The organism is Microcystis sp. M090S1 (assembly GCF_020246295.1).
Classification (GTDB): Bacteria; Cyanobacteriota; Cyanobacteriia; order Cyanobacteriales; family Microcystaceae; genus Microcystis; species Microcystis aeruginosa.
In genome coordinates, this window is the sequence record NZ_JADBTF010000393.1 from 1 (window position 1) to 18,347 (window position 18,347).

13 protein-coding genes are annotated in these 18,347 nt (G+C 45.1%); 8 read left to right on the forward strand and 5 right to left on the reverse strand.

All coding sequences use genetic code 11. From position 1 onward, the window contains the following. Positions 1 to 162: 162 nt before the first annotated feature. The gene (locus IM477_RS17400) at positions 163 to 765 is read left to right on the forward strand and encodes a M23 family metallopeptidase (RefSeq protein WP_193959510.1); all 603 of its coding nucleotides are present in this window, start codon (positions 163 to 165) and stop codon (positions 763 to 765) included. Between the two features lie 110 nt (positions 766 to 875). Further along, complete coding sequence (locus IM477_RS17405) at positions 876 to 1,838, forward strand: glycosyltransferase family 9 protein (RefSeq protein ID WP_287732817.1); 963 nt, start codon at positions 876 to 878, stop codon at positions 1,836 to 1,838. Positions 1,839 to 1,899: 61 nt separating this feature from the next. Here IM477_RS17405 and IM477_RS17410 read toward each other — a convergent pair whose 3' ends face one another. Beyond that, a complete protein-coding gene (locus IM477_RS17410) occupies positions 1,900 to 2,409 on the reverse strand; it encodes a YceD family protein (protein WP_002795530.1) in 510 nt (169 codons plus the stop codon). A 304-nt stretch (positions 2,410 to 2,713) separates the two neighbouring features. Between IM477_RS17410 and IM477_RS17415 the strand changes: the two genes are divergently transcribed. After that, positions 2,714 to 3,667, forward strand: coding sequence for a tetratricopeptide repeat protein (locus IM477_RS17415; protein ID WP_287732819.1), 954 nt, complete (start codon positions 2,714 to 2,716; stop codon positions 3,665 to 3,667). 197 nt (positions 3,668 to 3,864) lie between these two features. Here the strand turns inward: IM477_RS17415 and IM477_RS17420 are convergent, their stop codons facing one another. Continuing rightward, positions 3,865 to 6,792 carry a DEAD/DEAH box helicase gene (locus tag IM477_RS17420; RefSeq protein WP_287732821.1) on the reverse strand — a complete coding sequence of 976 codons (2,928 nt, stop codon included), beginning with the start codon at positions 6,790 to 6,792 and terminating at the stop codon, positions 3,865 to 3,867. 333 nt (positions 6,793 to 7,125) lie between these two features. On the opposite strand from IM477_RS17420, the gene IM477_RS17425 reads away from it, so the two are divergent. The 3 genes from IM477_RS17425 (at position 7,126) to IM477_RS17435 (ending at position 9,549) form a co-directional block, all read left to right on the forward strand. Further along, on the forward strand, positions 7,126 to 8,058 hold the full coding sequence (locus IM477_RS17425; RefSeq protein ID WP_287732829.1) for a GGDEF domain-containing response regulator: 933 nt from the start codon (positions 7,126 to 7,128) through the stop codon (positions 8,056 to 8,058). After that, positions 8,055 to 8,837: a transporter substrate-binding domain-containing protein gene (locus IM477_RS17430; RefSeq protein WP_287732823.1), complete on the forward strand. Its 783-nt coding sequence runs from the start codon at positions 8,055 to 8,057 to the stop codon at positions 8,835 to 8,837. The genes IM477_RS17425 and IM477_RS17430 overlap by 4 nt, the downstream gene beginning before the upstream one ends. A 175-nt stretch (positions 8,838 to 9,012) precedes the next feature. Then, a complete protein-coding gene (locus IM477_RS17435) occupies positions 9,013 to 9,549 on the forward strand; it encodes a tetratricopeptide repeat protein (RefSeq protein WP_147071449.1) in 537 nt (178 codons plus the stop codon). 54 nt (positions 9,550 to 9,603) lie between these two features. Here IM477_RS17435 and IM477_RS17440 read toward each other — a convergent pair whose 3' ends face one another. After that, entirely contained in the window at positions 9,604 to 11,403 is a 1,800-nt protein-coding gene (locus IM477_RS17440) for an SLC13 family permease (protein WP_287732825.1), read from the reverse strand. 4 nt (positions 11,404 to 11,407) lie between these two features. Then, positions 11,408 to 14,188, reverse strand: coding sequence for a cation-translocating P-type ATPase (locus IM477_RS17445; RefSeq protein ID WP_287732826.1), 2,781 nt, complete (start codon positions 14,186 to 14,188; stop codon positions 11,408 to 11,410). A 383-nt stretch (positions 14,189 to 14,571) separates the two neighbouring features. Here IM477_RS17445 and pds point away from each other — a divergent pair, with 383 nt between their 5' ends. Both pds and crtB read left to right on the forward strand, forming a co-directional pair. Then, positions 14,572 to 16,002 carry a 15-cis-phytoene desaturase gene (gene pds, locus IM477_RS17450; protein ID WP_287732827.1) on the forward strand — a complete coding sequence of 477 codons (1,431 nt, stop codon included), beginning with the start codon at positions 14,572 to 14,574 and terminating at the stop codon, positions 16,000 to 16,002. Positions 16,003 to 16,107: 105 nt separating this feature from the next. Beyond that, positions 16,108 to 17,040, forward strand: a complete 933-nt coding sequence (gene crtB, locus IM477_RS17455) for a 15-cis-phytoene synthase CrtB (RefSeq protein WP_147071441.1) — start codon at positions 16,108 to 16,110, stop codon at positions 17,038 to 17,040. Positions 17,041 to 17,330: 290 nt separating this feature from the next. Here crtB and IM477_RS17460 read toward each other — a convergent pair whose 3' ends face one another. Then, positions 17,331 to 17,714 (reverse strand): hypothetical protein, encoded by a 384-nt coding sequence (locus IM477_RS17460; protein WP_353845558.1) that lies wholly within the window; start codon positions 17,712 to 17,714, stop codon positions 17,331 to 17,333. Positions 17,715 to 18,347: the final 633 nt, after the last annotated feature.

Sequence of the window (18,347 nt, forward strand, 5' to 3'; positions counted from 1 at the left end):
ATGCGTTTAACCGCTATGGGATAGAGAGGTGCGTAGTTCACCCAAGGAGAATCAATCTCTCGAAGTAAAAGTGAAGGGAATTTCTGAAATGGAATTCAGTCTGTCTATATTTGACTATACTTTTACTAACTATATTTAATTGTGGTGTCTGGAGTAAGTCTCATGCTAAAGTATCTGCCTGTTAAATTACTGCGTTTTTTAGCGATTAGCTGTCTTGTCACGTTAATTTCTCTAGGATTTGACCGTTTACACCCCGTTAAAGCTAATCCCACCCTCATAGCTCAAAATGCTTGGGCCGGGGCCTCCTTCCCCGTGGAAAACTTTCAAACCTATACCTCTGGTTTCGGTTATCGTTCCTCTCCCATGGATGGCAGTCAACAATTTCATGCCGGGTTAGATCTGGCCGCACCCTTGGGCAGTTATATTCGCAATTGGTGGACCGGCAGAATCGTCGAATTATCCGATCATACAGGCTGTGGCACCATGATTAAGATGCAATCCGGTCAATGGACACATATTTATTGTCATCTCATGGGTTCGGTTCAATCCGACAGCCGCGGTACTTTTTTGATTGACAGGTCAGGAGGAATCGTCCTTACTCTCGGTCAGGATATACCGGCAGGGGCGCGCATGGCTAGAGTGGGAATGAGCGGACGCACCACCGGACCACACCTGCACTGGGGACTGATGTACGGCAATCAATACGTTGACCCCGCTTTGGTTTTAAATGCTATGTACGGTTCTAATCCTTCGGGTAATAGTTAAGAGAATCTGCGATCGCATTCTGTTCAGAAAAAACATAGCTGCCCAGATTTAGTGAATAACGAGGGACACTGCTAAAATTAAGCTGATCGATTCAGGTATATCCAGATAAAATGCGAATATTAACCCTTGTACCGGGAGGAATTAGCAATCAACTGCTGTTTTTTCCCACTCTAGAAACCCTCCAGCAAACTTACCCCCAAAGCAGCATTGATGTTTTAGTCGAACCTAGGGCAAAGGCTGCCTATCGTCTCTGTCCCCAGGTTAGGGAAGTGCTTTTATTTGACTATCGAGATCAGTACGGATTAGCGGATTATTTAAATATTTTGGGAGTAATTCGAGACCGGGAGTACGAAATCGCCATTAGTCTCACCAATCGTCCTGCTATCAACCTTTTACTCTGGTTAAATGGTGTTCCTAACCGTATAGGCTATGAAAATAATGGCAGCTGGTTCTTATCGCAACAAGTACCCCGGCCAACGGAAGGCTATCTAGCGGATAATTATCACGCACTGGTCAAAGGGTTAAAGATTGCTCCACCCTGTCCACCTTTAAAAGTAACCTTGAATCGCGATGATATCGATTGGGCCGAAATGGAGCAGCAACGCCTCGATATCAAGGATAGCGGCTATATTCTCCTCTACGCCGGCGGTAGCGATCTCAGCATCAGCCAAGGACTAGAAACGGTTTATCCCCTAGAGAGTTGGCTGGAAATTATCCAAGGTATTCGCCATCAACAACCGGATTTGCCAATTGTAGCGATCGAGGGAGATCCGGATGAAGCTTGGGTTTTAGCGCTCAAAGCCATGGATAATAACTTAAAAGTGTCCAGAACGGCCGATATCGGTAAAATGGCGGCCATGATCGCCGGTGCTAATTTATTGTTAGCTACCGAAAGTGTCCCTTTACAGTTAGCCGTGGCCGTGGGAACCTATACCCTCTCTCTGCTGGTTCCTTCGTTGCCTAAGAGAGTTTTACCGAGCGGGGGAGAGCTTCATCGATATATTGAAGCTAATACGGGAAAAGTCGCCGATATTACTCCCGAAACTGTCCTGAAAAAGATTTGGGGCCGGTAAAGAATCGGGTTTCGATCGCTTTTCTCTTGGCTCGAAACCCGAAAAAAATCAGCATCAAGGCTCAATTTTGCGATTGAGATAACTGACTTTTCAACGATTCTAGGGAGGCCCAACGACCATCGATGGCAGTATTTTCCGGAAGAAAAAAATCGGGTGGTTGACAATTGGCTCCGCAGAGTTGACGGGGGGGCAAAGTTAGACACAACTGCTCGTATAACCACATTTGCGGGTCAAAATCCCCGTTAGGATCGAGAGTTTCCGAGAGGTCTTCGTAGGCTATTTCTCGCTCTAGAGGATAGGAGTGATCGTAGTCTTTATTTTTGTCTAGCCAGATTAATTCGGAAGTGTTTAATTGCAGACGATGATTATATTGTTGTAAACAGCGATCGCAGGTTAAGGTGACGATGGTTTCTGCTTTCACCGATACTTCCAAAAAATTGCCCCCATGTCTAACCAGCAAGGTCCCCCGCACTGGTGTCAAGGTTTCTAGACCGGGGATAAAATTATCGATGATGATCACTCTTTGTCGATCAGGAGATTTGAGGAGGTGGGGGATAAAAATAGTTTCCATAGATAACTCCTGTATCATTTATCGGTTATCGGGTGTCAACTGCGTTAGCGAGTAACGCCACCATAATTGCTCGGTGACAATCTTTACTTATATCAGCTTATCGCAGACTGACCTCTAGAGACATAGACCAGTCCTAGACTGTGGGGTGTGGGGTGTGGGGTGTATTTTCAGTGAACAGTGAACAGTAAACAGTAATCAGTGAACTGAAAACTCACATCTGATAACTGATAACTGATAACTGATAACTGCATTTGACAGGCTGTCTGTTGATCGAGCGAGAAAGTTTCCTCAGAATTGGGAGTATATGCACAAAGATACTCCTATGTCAACGGTTTTGAAAAATTTTCTTCCTCGCCTCGGTGGATTGGTTATTGTTGCACTGCTCTGCTCGCTTGTGCTGGGGGGATGGCCTCGGCAGGGAAAAGCGGCTCAATCAGTACATTTATCCTACTGGTTGCGATCGGGAATTGAACAACTAGAGGCAGGTAATTATCAGCAAGCTTTGCAGGATTTCAATCAGTCGATCGAACGGGAAAATAACTTGGCCCTAGCCTACAGTAATCGCTGTTTAACTGAGATTTATTTGCAGGATTATCTCCACGCTTGGCAGGACTGCACCCGCTCTTTACAACAGCAATCCGATAATTATCTAGCCTATTTCCATCGGGGTTTAGCTTTTTATCGTTTGGGAGATTATCCACAGGCGCTGACCGATTATAACCAGACTATCCGGTTAAAACCCACCTATTATCAAGCCTACTATAATCGGGGGTTAGTTCAGGCAGCCATGAAAAATTATCCCCTTGCCCTAGCTGATTTTAATCAATCCTTGCGTCAAATTACTAACTGGCAACCCGACACTTTAGCCACTATTTATAATGATCGAGGTTTATCTCATTTAGCCCTCCACAATTTTACCTCAGCTAAGGCGGATTTTAATCAAGCTCTCCGGTTAAATAAAAATAACGCCTCAGCCTACTATAATCTAGCTTGTACCGCTCACCAATTAGGTGAATACGAACGCTCGATCGCCGATTTAAATCGGGCGATTGCCATCGATCCTTTTTATGCCGATGCTTATATTAGAAGGGGATTACTGCGGCATCAATTGGGTTATTATCAATCAGCTTTAGCGGATTTAAATCAAGGAGCCAATCACCTCTATCAACAGGGATTGCACCACAATTATCAGCAAATCCTCGCCCTCATCGAGCAGATTCACCAACAGTTACTTTCCTTACCATCTCCCATTGTTTAAAAGAGCGGTCAATATTAGACCTCTTGCATAATTAATTTTTCAGGGTTCAAAAACGGCAAAAATAAGGATTAAATGGCATAAAATCTGTAAATAGACCATTTAATTGATTAATGCTTATTTTTAATTCTCCTGACTACTGACTACTGGCTACTGACTCCTAATCCTAACAACGATTTTTGATTTCTACAAGAGGTCTATTATAAAGGAAAGCGCTTCATGGCTGTGACGGCGAGACGGGCATTATCTTTAAGGACTTGGGAAACTCGGGGAATTTGGGGAATTTGCCAGAGAACATCGACGGTGCGCCGTAATAATCGCACTAGATCTCCCTCATCGAGGCTAGTATTTTCGCACAATTCCGGCCAGGATGTCCCCTGGGCCCAACGGGAGGCAATCCCCATCAGTTGGGTTTCTAACCAGACGGGAATAGTGATATCGTAGCGAGATTGAGCTTGATAGAGTAAACGGCGAACTTCTCGCAGACCGGGGGAATTTCCCTCTCCTTGCCGCAAAATATCGATAACTTCTGGCACAGGCGGGTAATTGCACCAAGTATCGGGGCGAGGGGGTTCGGTAATCATGGCGCTGATGGCGGCGGCTAGTTGGCTAGGAGTCAATCTGTCCAAATCTCCAGACATCATCGCTAATCCTAACCAGAGTTCATTTTCCCCGCGAATAGTGGCCGACGCTTCTCCGAGGGGAGTGGGCAAATAACCCTCTAATGCTTGGAATTCTCGCAAAATCTCGATTAGATTCAGAAATTCTTCCCAGTAGTAGGATTTACGGGATTGTTGTTTTTGGTATTTAATCTGGGTCTTGTGTAACTTATCGCGAGCAATCTCTCGATCGTAGTATAATTTCATCAATCGCCCCGGATTTTTGCGTTTTTGCAGGGGATGAGCGGCAATTTGACTATTGACAATTTCAATTCTTTGTGCCTGTGTTTCCAGTTCCACCACCGGTGGGATGCCCTGCACTTGTTGGGGGATGAAATCGGCGATCACCTGAGTATTTTCCTCACCCTTGCGCCACCCCCCTAGGGAAACAGCTGCTAGGGAAGGGGGTATCAGTTCGCCTAATTCCGCGGGAGCGAGAAAACCTCGATCGATCTCGCTAATATCGGCATAGGCGGCTAAATACCAGCGATTATCACTGCCTAAACAAACAAGAGTTCGTACTTGACCAGCGCCGTGCAGGGTATTGACAAAGATAGCGGGGACGGGGACGGGGACCTTAATATGTTTGCCCTTGAGATGGAGGATGGTTCCGACGGGAATATTCGGCAATTTTAGATGTATTTCCTGTCTTTTCTGTGCCTCTGACTGACTAGCGAGGATTTTATACAGTCTTTCTTCCTCCCGCAGTCTTTCCCGTAGCTTTTCGTAACTGAAGACCTGCTCCCGCTCGATACCGGCTAACTCCATATCCAACTTAGCTAATTCGGTGGTTAAGGCGGTAATCTGTTGTCGTTCGGGGCTTAACTTCAAACGAGCGAGATATTCGGCGAAACTGCGCTCTAAGAGGTCTTTGGCCTCCTCTAGACTGTGTTTTTGCAGGAGATTTAAGACCATGCCGTAACTGGGCGCAAAACAGCTTTGCAGGGGTTCCGGTTGGGCGGTGGCCAGAAAAGCCGCTTCTTTTGTCCCTTCAAAGGGCGTTTGTACTGTCACCACATGGCCCACCGCGTCCATTCCCCGGCGACCCGCCCGGCCGGCAATCTGGACAAATTCCGAGGGAGTCAGCATACTATGGCCATCATCGGTGCGTTTGGAGAGGGCCGAGATAACGGTGGTGCGGGCGGGCATATTAATCCCGGCCGAGAGGGTAGCGGTGGCAAAAACCACCTTAATTAAACCGGCTTCAAAGAGTTGTTCGACTAATTCTTTCCAGAGGGGTAAAATCCCGGCATGGTGAACACCACAGCCCCGGGTGAGGGGTTCCACTTGGTCGGCGCGCACCAATTGGGAAGCACTGGCCAGGAATTCAAATAGTTGATTTTTCGTCTCGGGGTCGGCGGTTAAGAGGCTGAGGAGTTGCTCGTCAGACTGGGGGTTATTAGCGAAAAAAGCCAGTAATTTTGGGTGTAGGGGCGGATTTTCGACGGCAAAGAAGGAAAGGGTCAGTTCTTGCAGATTGGGATTATCTTCCAGGAAGAAAATGAGTAAACGGTAGTAAATGGCTCTAGCTTCTTCTGGATTAACGAGATTGAGGTTTTTTAGCTCTCGAATCGCCTGATCGCAACCTTTGCGGCTGAAAATGACGTAAATGGCCGGGAGCATATCCTTGTCCCGCAGAGTGGTGACAATGGAGGCGATGGTGGGACAATCTTCTCGTTTTAAGCGTCGGGGTTTGCCGTGGCCGACTTTTGAGCGTAGTTTCGGGTTAACTTTGCTCTGTTTTGGGTCGAGCAGCGGGAATAATCCCTCTTTATTGGCGAAATAAAAGCGCAGGGGGACGGGGCGAAAATCGGAGTTAATGAGATCGCAGCTGGAGGTCTGCTTATTGTCGCCGGGTTGGGGCAGTTGCCGCACCCAGTTAATCCAGTCGGTGAGTTCCCCCGGGTTGCCAATGGTGGCGGAGAGGGCGACTAATTGGATACTAGGGGGACAGTAGATAATTGATTCTTCCCAAACGGTGCCGCGACCTCGATCGCTGATATAGTGACATTCATCGAGAACCAGGGTTTCCACGTTTTCTAGGGAAGTGCCTACCTGACCGATCGGGGTTTTGTACAGCATATTGCGAAAAATTTCTGTAGTCATGACTACAATTAATGCTGAAGGATTGATCACCACATCGCCGGTAATCAATCCCACTTCGGCAAAGAGCAGCGGGGAATCCTCATCGCCATCGGTGGGGGTGCGACCGAATTTTTCTTGAAAATCCCGGAATTTTTGGTTAGAAAGAGCTTTCAGGGGAGTGGTGTAAAAAACCCGTTTGCCCCTTTCTAGGGCGCGATAGATAGCGTATTCTCCGATTAAAGTTTTGCCGGAACCCGTGGGAGCGCAGACGACCACTGATTTACCGGCAGCGAGAGCGGCGATCGCCGAGTGCTGGAAGTCGTCGAGTTTAAAGGGAAAAATGGTTTTGAGATCCAAAGAAGTAGGGTTAAGGGACTCTTTCACGTCAAGTCTAAGAGGAGAAATTTTTTTAATTGTGGCTATTCTGGCTGGCTTTTTTGATTCTAGTCGAAAAAAGCGGACTTCTAGAAACTAGGGACAAGCTTAACCTTTGGGGGTGATGCCCAATCCCATCATACTTCATTTTTATCAGAAATGCTGTAAGCTAAGAGGTATTTAAACCGCTTATTCTTAGATTAGCCGAATCTCTCCCAATCTCTTTACTGTTGACTCTTGCCTCTTGCCTCGTCTCAACAAGCAATTTAAATTACGAACAGCTTATCACTAATAATTGTATCTCTATTTTCTCCTTAACTTGATTACTTATACTTACTGATGATGATTAATTTTTCTGCTGAAGACTGTCTAGTTTTAGTTGTTGATGATGTGGGCAAAAATCTCCAATTAGCTGTGGAGATTCTTGATTCTGCTGGTTATGCCACCAGTTTTGCTAGTAGTGTTAAACAGGCAATAGAACGAGTAAAAACTGCTAATCCTGACCTAATTCTTCTTGACTTAATGATGCCAGATATGGGGGGAATAGAACTTTGTCGAAGACTAAAAACTGACAATTTATACGCTCATATACCAATTATCTTTGTGACAGATAGTAAGGAAAAAGAAGATATTCTCAATGCTTTTAATTCTGGGGCTGTTGACTATGTAAATAAACCATTTCATAGTTGGGAACTGTTAGCCAGAGTTAAAATTCATCTAGAACTAAAAAAGACTCAAGAAGAACTTAAAAATATCAATTCTCAACTAGAAAAGCTAGTCAGAACTGATAGCCTAACTGGGGTAAATAATCGTCGAGAGATTCTCTACTTAGGTGAGAAAGAATTTCAACGATGTCGTCGTTATCATCGTTATTTTTCGGTTCTATTCATCGATATCGACCATTTTAAACATATTAACGATACCTTTGGTCATATCCTAGGAAACAAAACTTTAATTACTGTCGCTGGGGCAATTAAAACCTGTCTGCGTCAAGTGGATAGTTTTGGGCGCTTTGGGGGCGAGGAATTTGTCGCTATTCTCCCAGAAACTAATCTTGAAGATGCTGCTACCACAGCCCAGCGCATTTGTCAAGTAATTAACAAGTTAAATATTGAACTTGCTCAACAAAAAGTGCCAGTTACTGCTAGTATCGGTGTGGCAACATTTAGCCCTCAAGATAATAATCTAGAAGAGGTGATCGAGCGGGCTGATCATGCCATGTTAGCCGCTAAAAATCAAGGCAGAAATCGGGTTATTGTAGGTAAAACAGTATGAAAAATTTGTTATTTATTCTTGGTTTTTTGCTCTTAGGTGTAGCCCCAAGTTTTAGCGCCGATCTCGATAGGATTATACGCCGGGGAAAATTAATTGTCGCTGTCAAAAATAATCTCCCTCCCCTCGCTTTCCTTGATTCTCAGGGCAATCTGCAAGGATTGGAAATCGACATCGCTAAACGTCTAGCTGAAGAAATTCTCGGTTCTGACAGTGCTATTATTCTCAAACCCGTTAGTAATCAAGAGCGTTTACAGGTGGTTATTGATGATCGGGTGGATTTGGCGATCGCTCGTGTGGCGATTACTCCCGCACGTCAGCGCTTAGTGGATTTTAGCCCCTTTTATTACCTCGATAGCAGCGGTTTTGTGACGAAAAACTTGCTATTTCAGCGTTTAGAAGACCTAGCTAACTCTAGAATCGCCGTACTCAACGGCTCGACGACAATCGCCCTTGTGCGTTCCCATTTACCTAACGCTACCCTGCGCGGGGTTGCTTCCTATCAAGAAGCTTTAAATTTACTGGAAACGGGGGAAATAGACGCTTTTGCGGCTGATAATAGCCTTTTAACCGGTTGGGTGCAGCAATTCCCCAATTATCGTCAATTACCGATCCAGTTGGGGGCGATCGCTCTAGGAGTCGTTCTCCCTAAAGGTTTACAGTACCAAAGTCTCCGAGAACGCGTCAATCAAGCGATCGAGCGGCTAGAATCCACCGGCTGGTTAGTAGAACGGGTGAACTATTGGGGCTTACCCCTGAGAATTCGGGAAATGGGGAGATAGGGTGATGGGGTGTGGGGAGTGGGGTGTGGGGTGTGGGGAGTGGGGTGTGGGGAGTGGGGTGTGGGGAGAAAAAAGCTGATAACTGACAACTGATAACTGACAACTGATAACTGACTAAATCCTGCTATAATCTGATTGAATAAGTATAAAAATATTAATTGCTCGATCGCTAATTATGGAAGATACCCTGCCGCTTATTTACGTTTCTGGATTGCTAATTTTCGTGATTGGTTTAGGAATTTTTGTCATCGTGCAAATCTTTAAAACCCGTCGAGTGGAAGGAACCTTTAACAAGCTACAAAAGAAATTGCAAAAAGAAAAAGGTACAGCTAAAGATTACTATGAATTAGGGAGTCTTTATCTCGATAAAAAACTCTATGTTCAAGCATTGAGTTTACTACAAAAGGCTTTAAAAATCTCTGAGGAAGAAAGCATCGAACCAGAAAATCAAGCTCTAATCTACAATGCGCTCGGTTTTTCCTATTTTGCCCAAGAACAATTAGAATTAGCGATTCGTAACTACAAAGAAGCAATTAAACTTTATCCCGAATACTCGATCGCTCTCAATAATCTTGGCAATGTTTACGAAAAGAAACAAATGGCGAAAAAAGCTCTCGAAACCTACGAAGAAACTCTCAAATTTGATCCTAATAATACCGTAGCGAAAAAGCGAGCCGAATCCCTGCGTAAACGCTTCGCTGAATCGAAATAGTTTTGACTACTATCAAATTCTTTTTAGAGATCGAAGAATCTTCGATCTCTTTCTTTATTTCAAGCCATAAAACAAGACAATTAAACTAGGGGTTAAAATCGTCAAAATTAAATTTAGGGGCGCACCCAAACGGGTAAAATCGAGGAATTTATAGCCGCCTGGTGCATAAACCATGGTGTTAGTTTGATAGCCAATTGGTGTGAGATAACTATTAGAAGCAGCAAAGGTGACAGCATACATAAAAGCCAAAGGATTTAAACCCAAAGTTTTCGCCACTTCCACGGCGACGGGAATCATTAAAACCACGGCGGCGTTATTAGAGAGGATTTCGGTTAAAACTGAAGTAATTAGATAGAAGAAAACTAAGATCCAAAACCCCGAAAGATTGCCGCCGATAGCCACTAAATTATCTGCCAACCATTTAGTCGTTCCCGAGTTATCCATGGCAGTACCCAGGGGAATTAAACCCGCTAATAAAAAGATAATATCCCAACGAATGGAACCATAGACTTCCCCCGGTTTTAGACAGCCAGTAATTACCATTAAAACCACCCCAACTAAACTGGTGACGAGAATCGGTTGAATATCAAAAGCGGCAATAATAATCACCAACAAAGTAATCATTAAAGCAATAATGCCCTTATCCTGTCGCAATGATTCAATTTCTTTCTCTTCTAAGACTAATAATTCTCGCGTGGTTTGTAAACCAATAAAACTCTGTTTGGGTCCCTGAACTAAAAGCAAATCGCCAAACTTTAAAGGAATTTTCCCTAATCTTCCTTGCAGTAATTCTGAACCACGCCGAATCGCTAAAACCGTTGCGTTATAACGCTGACGGAATTTCAAATCTTTTAAAGTTGTCCCAATTAAACGGGAATTAGAGAGAAGCAAAACCTCGGCTAATTTTTCCTCACCTGTAGTAATTGTCGATTCAATATCTCCTTTCTGAAATTTGACATCGGCAAATATTTCTAAGCCTCGTTCATCTTTAATTTTTAATAGTTCTTCCCGACTACTGTGAACGATTAAAATATCGCCAGCATTGAGAACTTTATCAGCTAAAGGTTGGGATAAATGTACCTTATTTCTGATTAATTCCAACACATCAAAATTAAACTTTCTTTGTAGTCCACTTTGGGATAAAGTTTGACCGATAAGATTAGAACGAGGGGTAATAATTACCTCACTCAGATATACTTTAGAACCATAATCATCGTCCAAAAATTCCCCGGTGGAAGATTTGCGATCGGGTAGTAATTTCGGAGCAAAAATTGTTAAATAAAGCAAACCTGCCAAAAAAGTGACTAATCCTAAAGCAGTGAATTGAAATAAGCTAAATTCCCCATAACCCAGCTTGGCAGAAATACCACTAGCGAGAATGTTAGTAGAAGTCCCCACCACGGTAATCATCCCCGCTAAAACCGTCGCGTAGGAAAGGGGAATTAATAACTTAGAAGGAGAAATTTTTTGTTTTTTACACCAATCTTCGACGATGGGTAAAAAGATCGCCACCACTGCCGTGTTATTAATAAAAGCACTAATTGGCCCCACTAATGCTCCTAAGACAAATACCTGTTGGTGGGGATTTTTGCCCCCCCAAACCAGCAAGCGATCGCGAATTACTTGAATCACTCCCGTGCGGGTAATTCCAGCACTAAGCACAAACATCGCCATCACCGTCACCGTGGCAGAATTACTAAATCCCGCGATACCTTCTTCGGGAGTAACTAAACCCAAAAGAATGAGGACAATAGCCACGCATAAAGCGGTTAAATCTACCGGTAGCCATTCTGCCACGAAAGCGACTAAAGCAACGACTAAAACCGTTAAAGTCAGAATAATTGGTGTTGGCATTGATTTATTTTTTCGTCATGAACCAGCGAATAAATAACTTCTCCAACTCAATCCAAACAAACATTAAGGCACTAAATCCAAAACAGATTAATAATTCTGTGCCACTAATCCATTGAGTACCGAAGAAGCTTTGTAGAGGAGGAGCATAAATTAACAACAATTGTAGGATCGTTGTCAAGCCCACGGCGGCGATAATGTAAGGATTAGAGAAGGGATTCATTTGCACAGCTAACTGGGTATGGGAACGCACCGCCAAAGCATGACCCATTTGTGCTAAACAGAGGGTAGTAAATACCATGGTTTTCCAACGTCCGGGATCTCCGATTTCGGGAGTTGCTTGAGTATATCGGTAAGCCCAGTACATCATAATAATGGTGAGAATGGCAAAGACGATGCCGATGCGAATCATATACCAACCCAAACCGCGGGCGAAAATGCTTTCCCGGGGGCTAAAAGGTGGACGTTTCATCACATTAGGTTCGGCGGGTTCCATTGCCAGAGCAAGAGCCGGTAAACCGTCGGTGACAAGGTTCATCCAGAGGATTTGCAAGGGAGAAAGGGGTACACCGCCTAAATTGAGCAGAGGAGCCGCTGCAATCGTTAAAACCTCGCCAATATTACTGCCGAGAATGTATTTAATAAAGCGCCGAATGTTACTGTAAACCACGCGCCCTTCTTCGGTGGCGGCGACGATGGTGGCAAAATTATCATCTAGCAAAATCATATCACTGGCTTCTTTGCTGACATCGGTTCCAGTAATGCCCATGGCGATACCGATATCCGCTTGTTTTAGTGCCGGAGCATCGTTCACCCCGTCCCCCGTCATGGCGACGAATTTGCCCCGTTTTTGCAAAGCTTGGACGATTCTCAGCTTATGTTCGGGAGAAACGCGAGCATAGACGCTAACACCATCTACCTCTCCCTCTAGGTCATTCTGAGACATTTTTTCTAATTCTTTACCCGTGATTACTCGCTCCCCGGGGGCAGCAATGCCTAATTCAATGGCGATCGCCTTGGCCGTTAATTGGTGATCTCCGGTAATCATAATCGGACGAATTCCCGCTTGACGACAGAGGGCAACCGCTTCTTTAACTTCTTTGCGGGGTGCATCGAGCATTCCCACCAATCCCAACCAAACCAGGGATTGTTCCTCACTATCTTCTCTTTCCGCTTCCGGCACTTCTGTCATCGGTTTATAGGAAAAACCTAAAACTCGTAGGCCATTACCCGCCATTTCGTCATTTTGTGCCAAAATACGGCTTCTTTGTTCTGGTGTTAAGGGTTGACTTTCCGCCCCAACTTGGATCAGAGAACAACGTTCGAGAATTAATTCCGGTGATCCTTTGGTAAACATTAAATAGGCAGAATCCCCCAAACCTAACTGGGCATTCTCACAGATTACTGACATTCTCTTTCTTTCGGAAGAAAAGGGAAATTCGCCTAAACGAGGGCTTTTTGGTTCCAATGCTTCCCGATATAGTCCTCCTTTACCCGCTAACGTCAGTAAAGCTCCTTCGGTGGGATCGCCTAAAATTGACCATTCTTGCGCTTTATTTTGCAAAAGTGCATCATTACACAGCACACAAGCCGTTAAAATTGCCTGTAGTTCGGGATCACTTTCACTAGCACCACTAAACTCACCGATGGGCGCGTAACCTTCCCCCGTGACAGTAATTGTCTGCCCGGAAGTATTAACTTTCTGCACCACCATTTTATTTTGAGTTAAAGTTCCGGTTTTATCGGAGCAAATCGTCGTTACCGAGCCTAAAGTTTCCACTGCCGGCAATTTACGAATTAAAGCTTGTCTTCTCACCATTCTTTGGGTTCCAATTGCCAATGTCACCGTTACCACTGCCGGTAAACCTTCGGGAACAACGGCCACAGCCATACTGAGGGAAGTTTCGAGGAATGATTCAAAAAACCGCCAACCAAAGCGAATTACACCCCCAAGCACGACTACAGCCACTAAAGCTAGGGAACTACTCACTAAAACGTTACCTAACTGCGACATTCGCTGCTGTAGGGGAGTTGGTTCACTTTCTACTCCTTGCAACATGGCGGCGATTTTACCGATTTCCGTATCCATTCCCGTCTTGGTAATCGCCACTTTCCCGCGCCCCTGTACTACTTCCGTACCCTGATAGACGAGGTTAATGCGATCGCCTAAAGAGGCATCTTCTGGTAAAACCTTCTGTGCTTGTTTATTCACCGATTCCGCTTCCCCCGTGAGGGCAGCTTCGCGGATTTGCAGGTTTTGTGCTTCTAATAATCTGCCATCGGCGGCAATTTGTACCCCCGCTTCCAGTAACATGATATCCCCGGGGACAAGTTCCTTGGCCGCCACTTCAAAGGTGCTACCATTACGAATAACCCGGACTTTCGGCGAGGATAACTGCTTAAGGGCCGCTAATGCCTTTTCTGCCCGACTTTCCTGTAAATATCCTAAAATACCGTTTAAAATAACAATTGTAAAAATAGCGATCGCGTCTTTGGGAAATTCCCCTTTTTTCAGGTCCAAAACTGCCGAAACCACCGCCACGGCGATCAGCATCACTAACATAATGTTAGTAAACTGTTCCCATAAAATCATTAACGGGCTACGTCCCCCCGTTTCTTTTAGTTCATTTAACCCGTAAATATCTTTTCTTTTAACAATTTCCGCCTCGATTAAGCCGGTTTCCCCATTGGTTCTCAGTATTTCTAGGGTTTGTTCCCCAGTTAAATTATGCCAAGCACGATTATTCTCTATTTCCGAGACTTGAGGTGACGTAGTGGGAAAAGTCATAGCGATCGATTTAAGAGGGTGTACGCGTGAACTAAAAAGGTAAGCGAATTAAGCTAATTACATATCACAATATCAGTTATCAGGGAGCATTGGGGAGAGGGTAGTGGGGTGTAGGGAAATGGGGAGAGGGAAGTGGGGTAGTGGGGTAGTGGGGTAGTGGGGAGACCACTTCGTGCGCGTTGCGGGGGGGAGTGGGGAGATGGGGAAGCTATCTCATCACCCTATCACCCCAAAACCCTATAACCCTATAACCCCATAACCCTATCACCTGTCTCCTGCCTCCTGCCCCCTGACTTCTCGATAAGCTGAAAAAAATGTAACGAAATGTGAAGTATAATAGCGAATGTGATAAAGACAAGACATTAGAGAGTAGATAGGAAACGATGCGAGTTGCGATCGCTGGTGCGGGACTAGCCGGATTATCTTGTGCGAAATACCTTGTCGATGCGGGACATACGCCCATCGTACTGGAACGTCGCAATGTATTAGGGGGAAAAATTGCCGCTTGGAAAGATGCCGATGGGGACTGGTACGAAACCGGTTTACATATCTTCTTTGGCGCTTATCCCAATATGCTGCAATTATTCCAAGAATTAGGCATAGAAGATCGTTTACAGTGGAAAGAACACTCGATGATCTTCAATCAGCCAGAAAAACCTGGGACCTATTCGCGGTTTGACTTCCCTGATATTCCCGCCCCAATTAACGGTATTGTTGCCATTCTTCGCAATAATGATATGTTAACTTGGGAGGAAAAAATTAAATTTGGACTCGGTTTAATTCCTGCCATTGTTAAAGGCCAAAGTTACGTCGAGGAGATGGATAAATATTCTTGGTCGGAATGGTTAGAGAAACAAAACATCCCCCCTAGGGTAGAAAAAGAAGTGTTTATCGCTATGTCGAAAGCCCTAAACTTTATCGATCCTAACGAGATTTCCGCCACGATTCTACTAACAGCCCTCAACCGCTTTTTACAGGAGAAAAACGGCTCAAAAATGGCTTTTCTCGACGGTTCACCTCCGGAAAGACTCTGCCAACCTTTAGTCGATTACATCACCGCTAGAGGTGGCGAAGTGCGCTTAACTGCCCCTTTAAAAGAGATTATCTTAAATGAAGATGGCACAGTTAAAGCCTTCTTAATGCGCGGTTTAGAAGGTGGGGAAGATTATCTTTTTGAAGCCGATCTTTATGTGTCTGCAATGCCTGTAGATCCTTTAAAAGTTTTACTACCTAAACCTTGGCAAGAAGATAAATTCTTTCAAAAATTAGAAGGATTAGAAGGGGTTCCCGTCATTAATTTACACCTCTGGTTTGATCGCAAACTAACCGACATCGATCATTTATTATTCTCCCGTTCGCCCTTACTCAGTGTTTATGCTGACATGAGCAACACCTGTAAAGAATACGCTAACCCCGATCGCTCGATGTTAGAATTAGTTCTCGCTCCCGCTCAGGATTGGATTAGCAAATCCGATGAAGAAATTATCGCCGCCACGATGAAAGAACTAGAAAAACTCTTTCCCCAACATTTTACTGGCGATAATCCCAGTCAATTGTTAAAATATCATCTGGTGAAAACTCCCCGATCGGTTTATAAAGCCACCCCTGGCCGACAAGCTTATCGACCTTCTCAAAAAACTCCGATCGAGAATTTTTATCTCGCCGGTGACTATACCATGCAAAAATATTTAGGAAGCATGGAAGGAGCCGTTTTATCGGGGAAATTAGCGGCAGCAGTGATCAGCAAAGATCACCCCGCAGCACCGCTAAACCCGAATAAAACCCAATCTACACCAGTGTCCAGCGCTCGTTAATTCTCTGGCTAGGGACTAATGACGAAAATGGCCTTGAGTGAGACAATGCTATATCATTAGCCACAGTTCGCCGTTAATCTAAGTCAATCATTCCGCCCCAGCAGAATGCTCCAATTGCCAAAACCGACCCACCCCACCAAACCCCTCGTCTCCCTTGCGGAGTCCTACGAACTCTGTCGCCGGATTACAGAGAAGTATTCCAAAACGTTTTATCTCGGTACTCTCCTGATGCCGAAAGCAAAACGTCAAGCGATCTGGGCAATTTATGTCTGGTGTCGTCGTACCGATGAACTGGTCGATGGACCCCAAGCCCGGTTAACTACACCTGAAACCCTTGATTTATGGGAAAAACAGCTAGAAACCGTCTTTTCTGGGGTTGCCCTCGAGGATGCCGATGTCGCTCTCGTGGATACTCTAGAAAAGTTCCCCATGGATATCCAACCCTTTCGGGATATGATCGCCGGGCAACAGATGGATCTCTATCGCAGTCGTTATCAAACCTTTGATGAACTAAAACTGTACTGCTATCGGGTGGCGGGGACGGTGGGGTTAATGTCCAGCGCGGTGTTAGGATTGGAAGATGATGATCGCTCGGCCCCTTGGCGGCGCAATCAAAGCGTCTATATCCCTCAAGAAGAAGCGATCGATCTCGGTATTGCCAATCAATTAACCAATATTTTGCGGGATGTGGGGGAAGATGTCCATCGTGGGCGGATTTATCTACCTTTAGAGGATTTAGAGCTTTTTAACTACAGCGAAGACGATTTACTCAAAGGGGTTAATGATCACCGTTGGCAGGCGTTAATGCGCTTCCAAATTGAGCGCGCTCGTTATTACTACGATTCCGCCGAAAGGGGGATTCGCGCCCTTAATCCCGATTCCCGTTGGCCGGTTTGGGCGGCTTTATTGCTTTATCAAGGCATTTTAGACGTAATTGAAGCAAATAACTACGATGTCTTCGCCCGTCGTGCCTTCGTGCCTTTACCCAAGAAAATGCTCTATTTACCCGTGGCTTGGTTGCGATCGCAAGCGTTATAAAAATTCGACGGGTTTTGCTGCTTGCCGACTCCACCCGTCGAGTCTTACCTAGGGTTTGCTGAATAATGGTAAAACCCTTTTAAAATAAGGCTTTTGACCTGTTAAAATCCGATGTTCATGCTGCGAAAATAGGATTGGGACATTCAAAAACCTTGCATTATCCTTTTTGTAGTACATAAACTGGTACGAACAAGGAGGGCAACAAAGCCTGAAACTCCCGACTCCTGACTCCTGACTCCTAACCCCACCAACAAACTTTTTGCCGCAAACCCTACCTAGGGTTGGCTTTTTCAGCGCAATTTAGGAGTCACCAACCAGAAAGGTCCGGTTTCCGTGCAGGGAACATCTCGTTCGGTTTCGTAAACCACAAGACCGTCTTGCCGATCCAAAACTAACGCTTCTCCTAGACGGACGTAGGATATAAACGGGACAAGATAGCGGACGACAGGCTCATCGCTACAGGACGGCAACACCCGATCGTTAAAATACTCGTATCCCACATCCTCGACGCTTTCATAGTAGCGGATGCTGAGATCATCGATCGCTTTCCCCGGAAAACGTTCTTGGATAGCTGACCGGAGAAATTCTGGCAGCGGTCGATCGGGCGATAATAATGTTCCAGATTTCATGGCTTTTCCCCCTAAAACTAAAGGAAGCGGGAAACTCTGACAAATGCCTCCCCTATCGGGACTATTCGCTTGCGCTCCCTACCCCACCAATTTTTTACTAGGGATGGGAGCTGGCGCGGGGAGTTCCCTTGTATTCATTGTAACAAATTTCTCCGGAAGGGTTCGGGGCGATACCGTGAGAACAGGTTCTCTTGATTTTTCGTTACAAAGATTGACAAATTTATCCCTTTATTTTGGCGATAATAAGTAGGTAGGTATTAAAAACTTTCAGACACCCCCCTTATCAAGGGGGGCAGGGGGGATCCCCCCGCCTATCGGCACCCCCCTTATTAAGGGGGGCAGGGGGGATCGAACCTAAAATCCATTTTCAATTTAATTATAACCAGCTACTTAATAATTACCCGGCGACAAGCCCGAAAAAATAATGGAAATAGGGAAAGACGGACGAGGCTGGGACTAACTAGGGTTTGCGGCAAAAAGTTTTTCCTGGGGGCAGGGTGTGGGGTGTGGGGTGTGGGGTGTGGGGTTTTACCAGTTTTGAGGTGGCCAATTACCTAATTTTCAGGGAAAAAGTGCCTAAATTTCCCCCCGATCACTCCCAGATCCAGTACTTTTTGATTGACAAAAGGTCTAAAAGTCTTACCCAACAAGGTTTTTAGATTTATTCAGCAAGCCCTA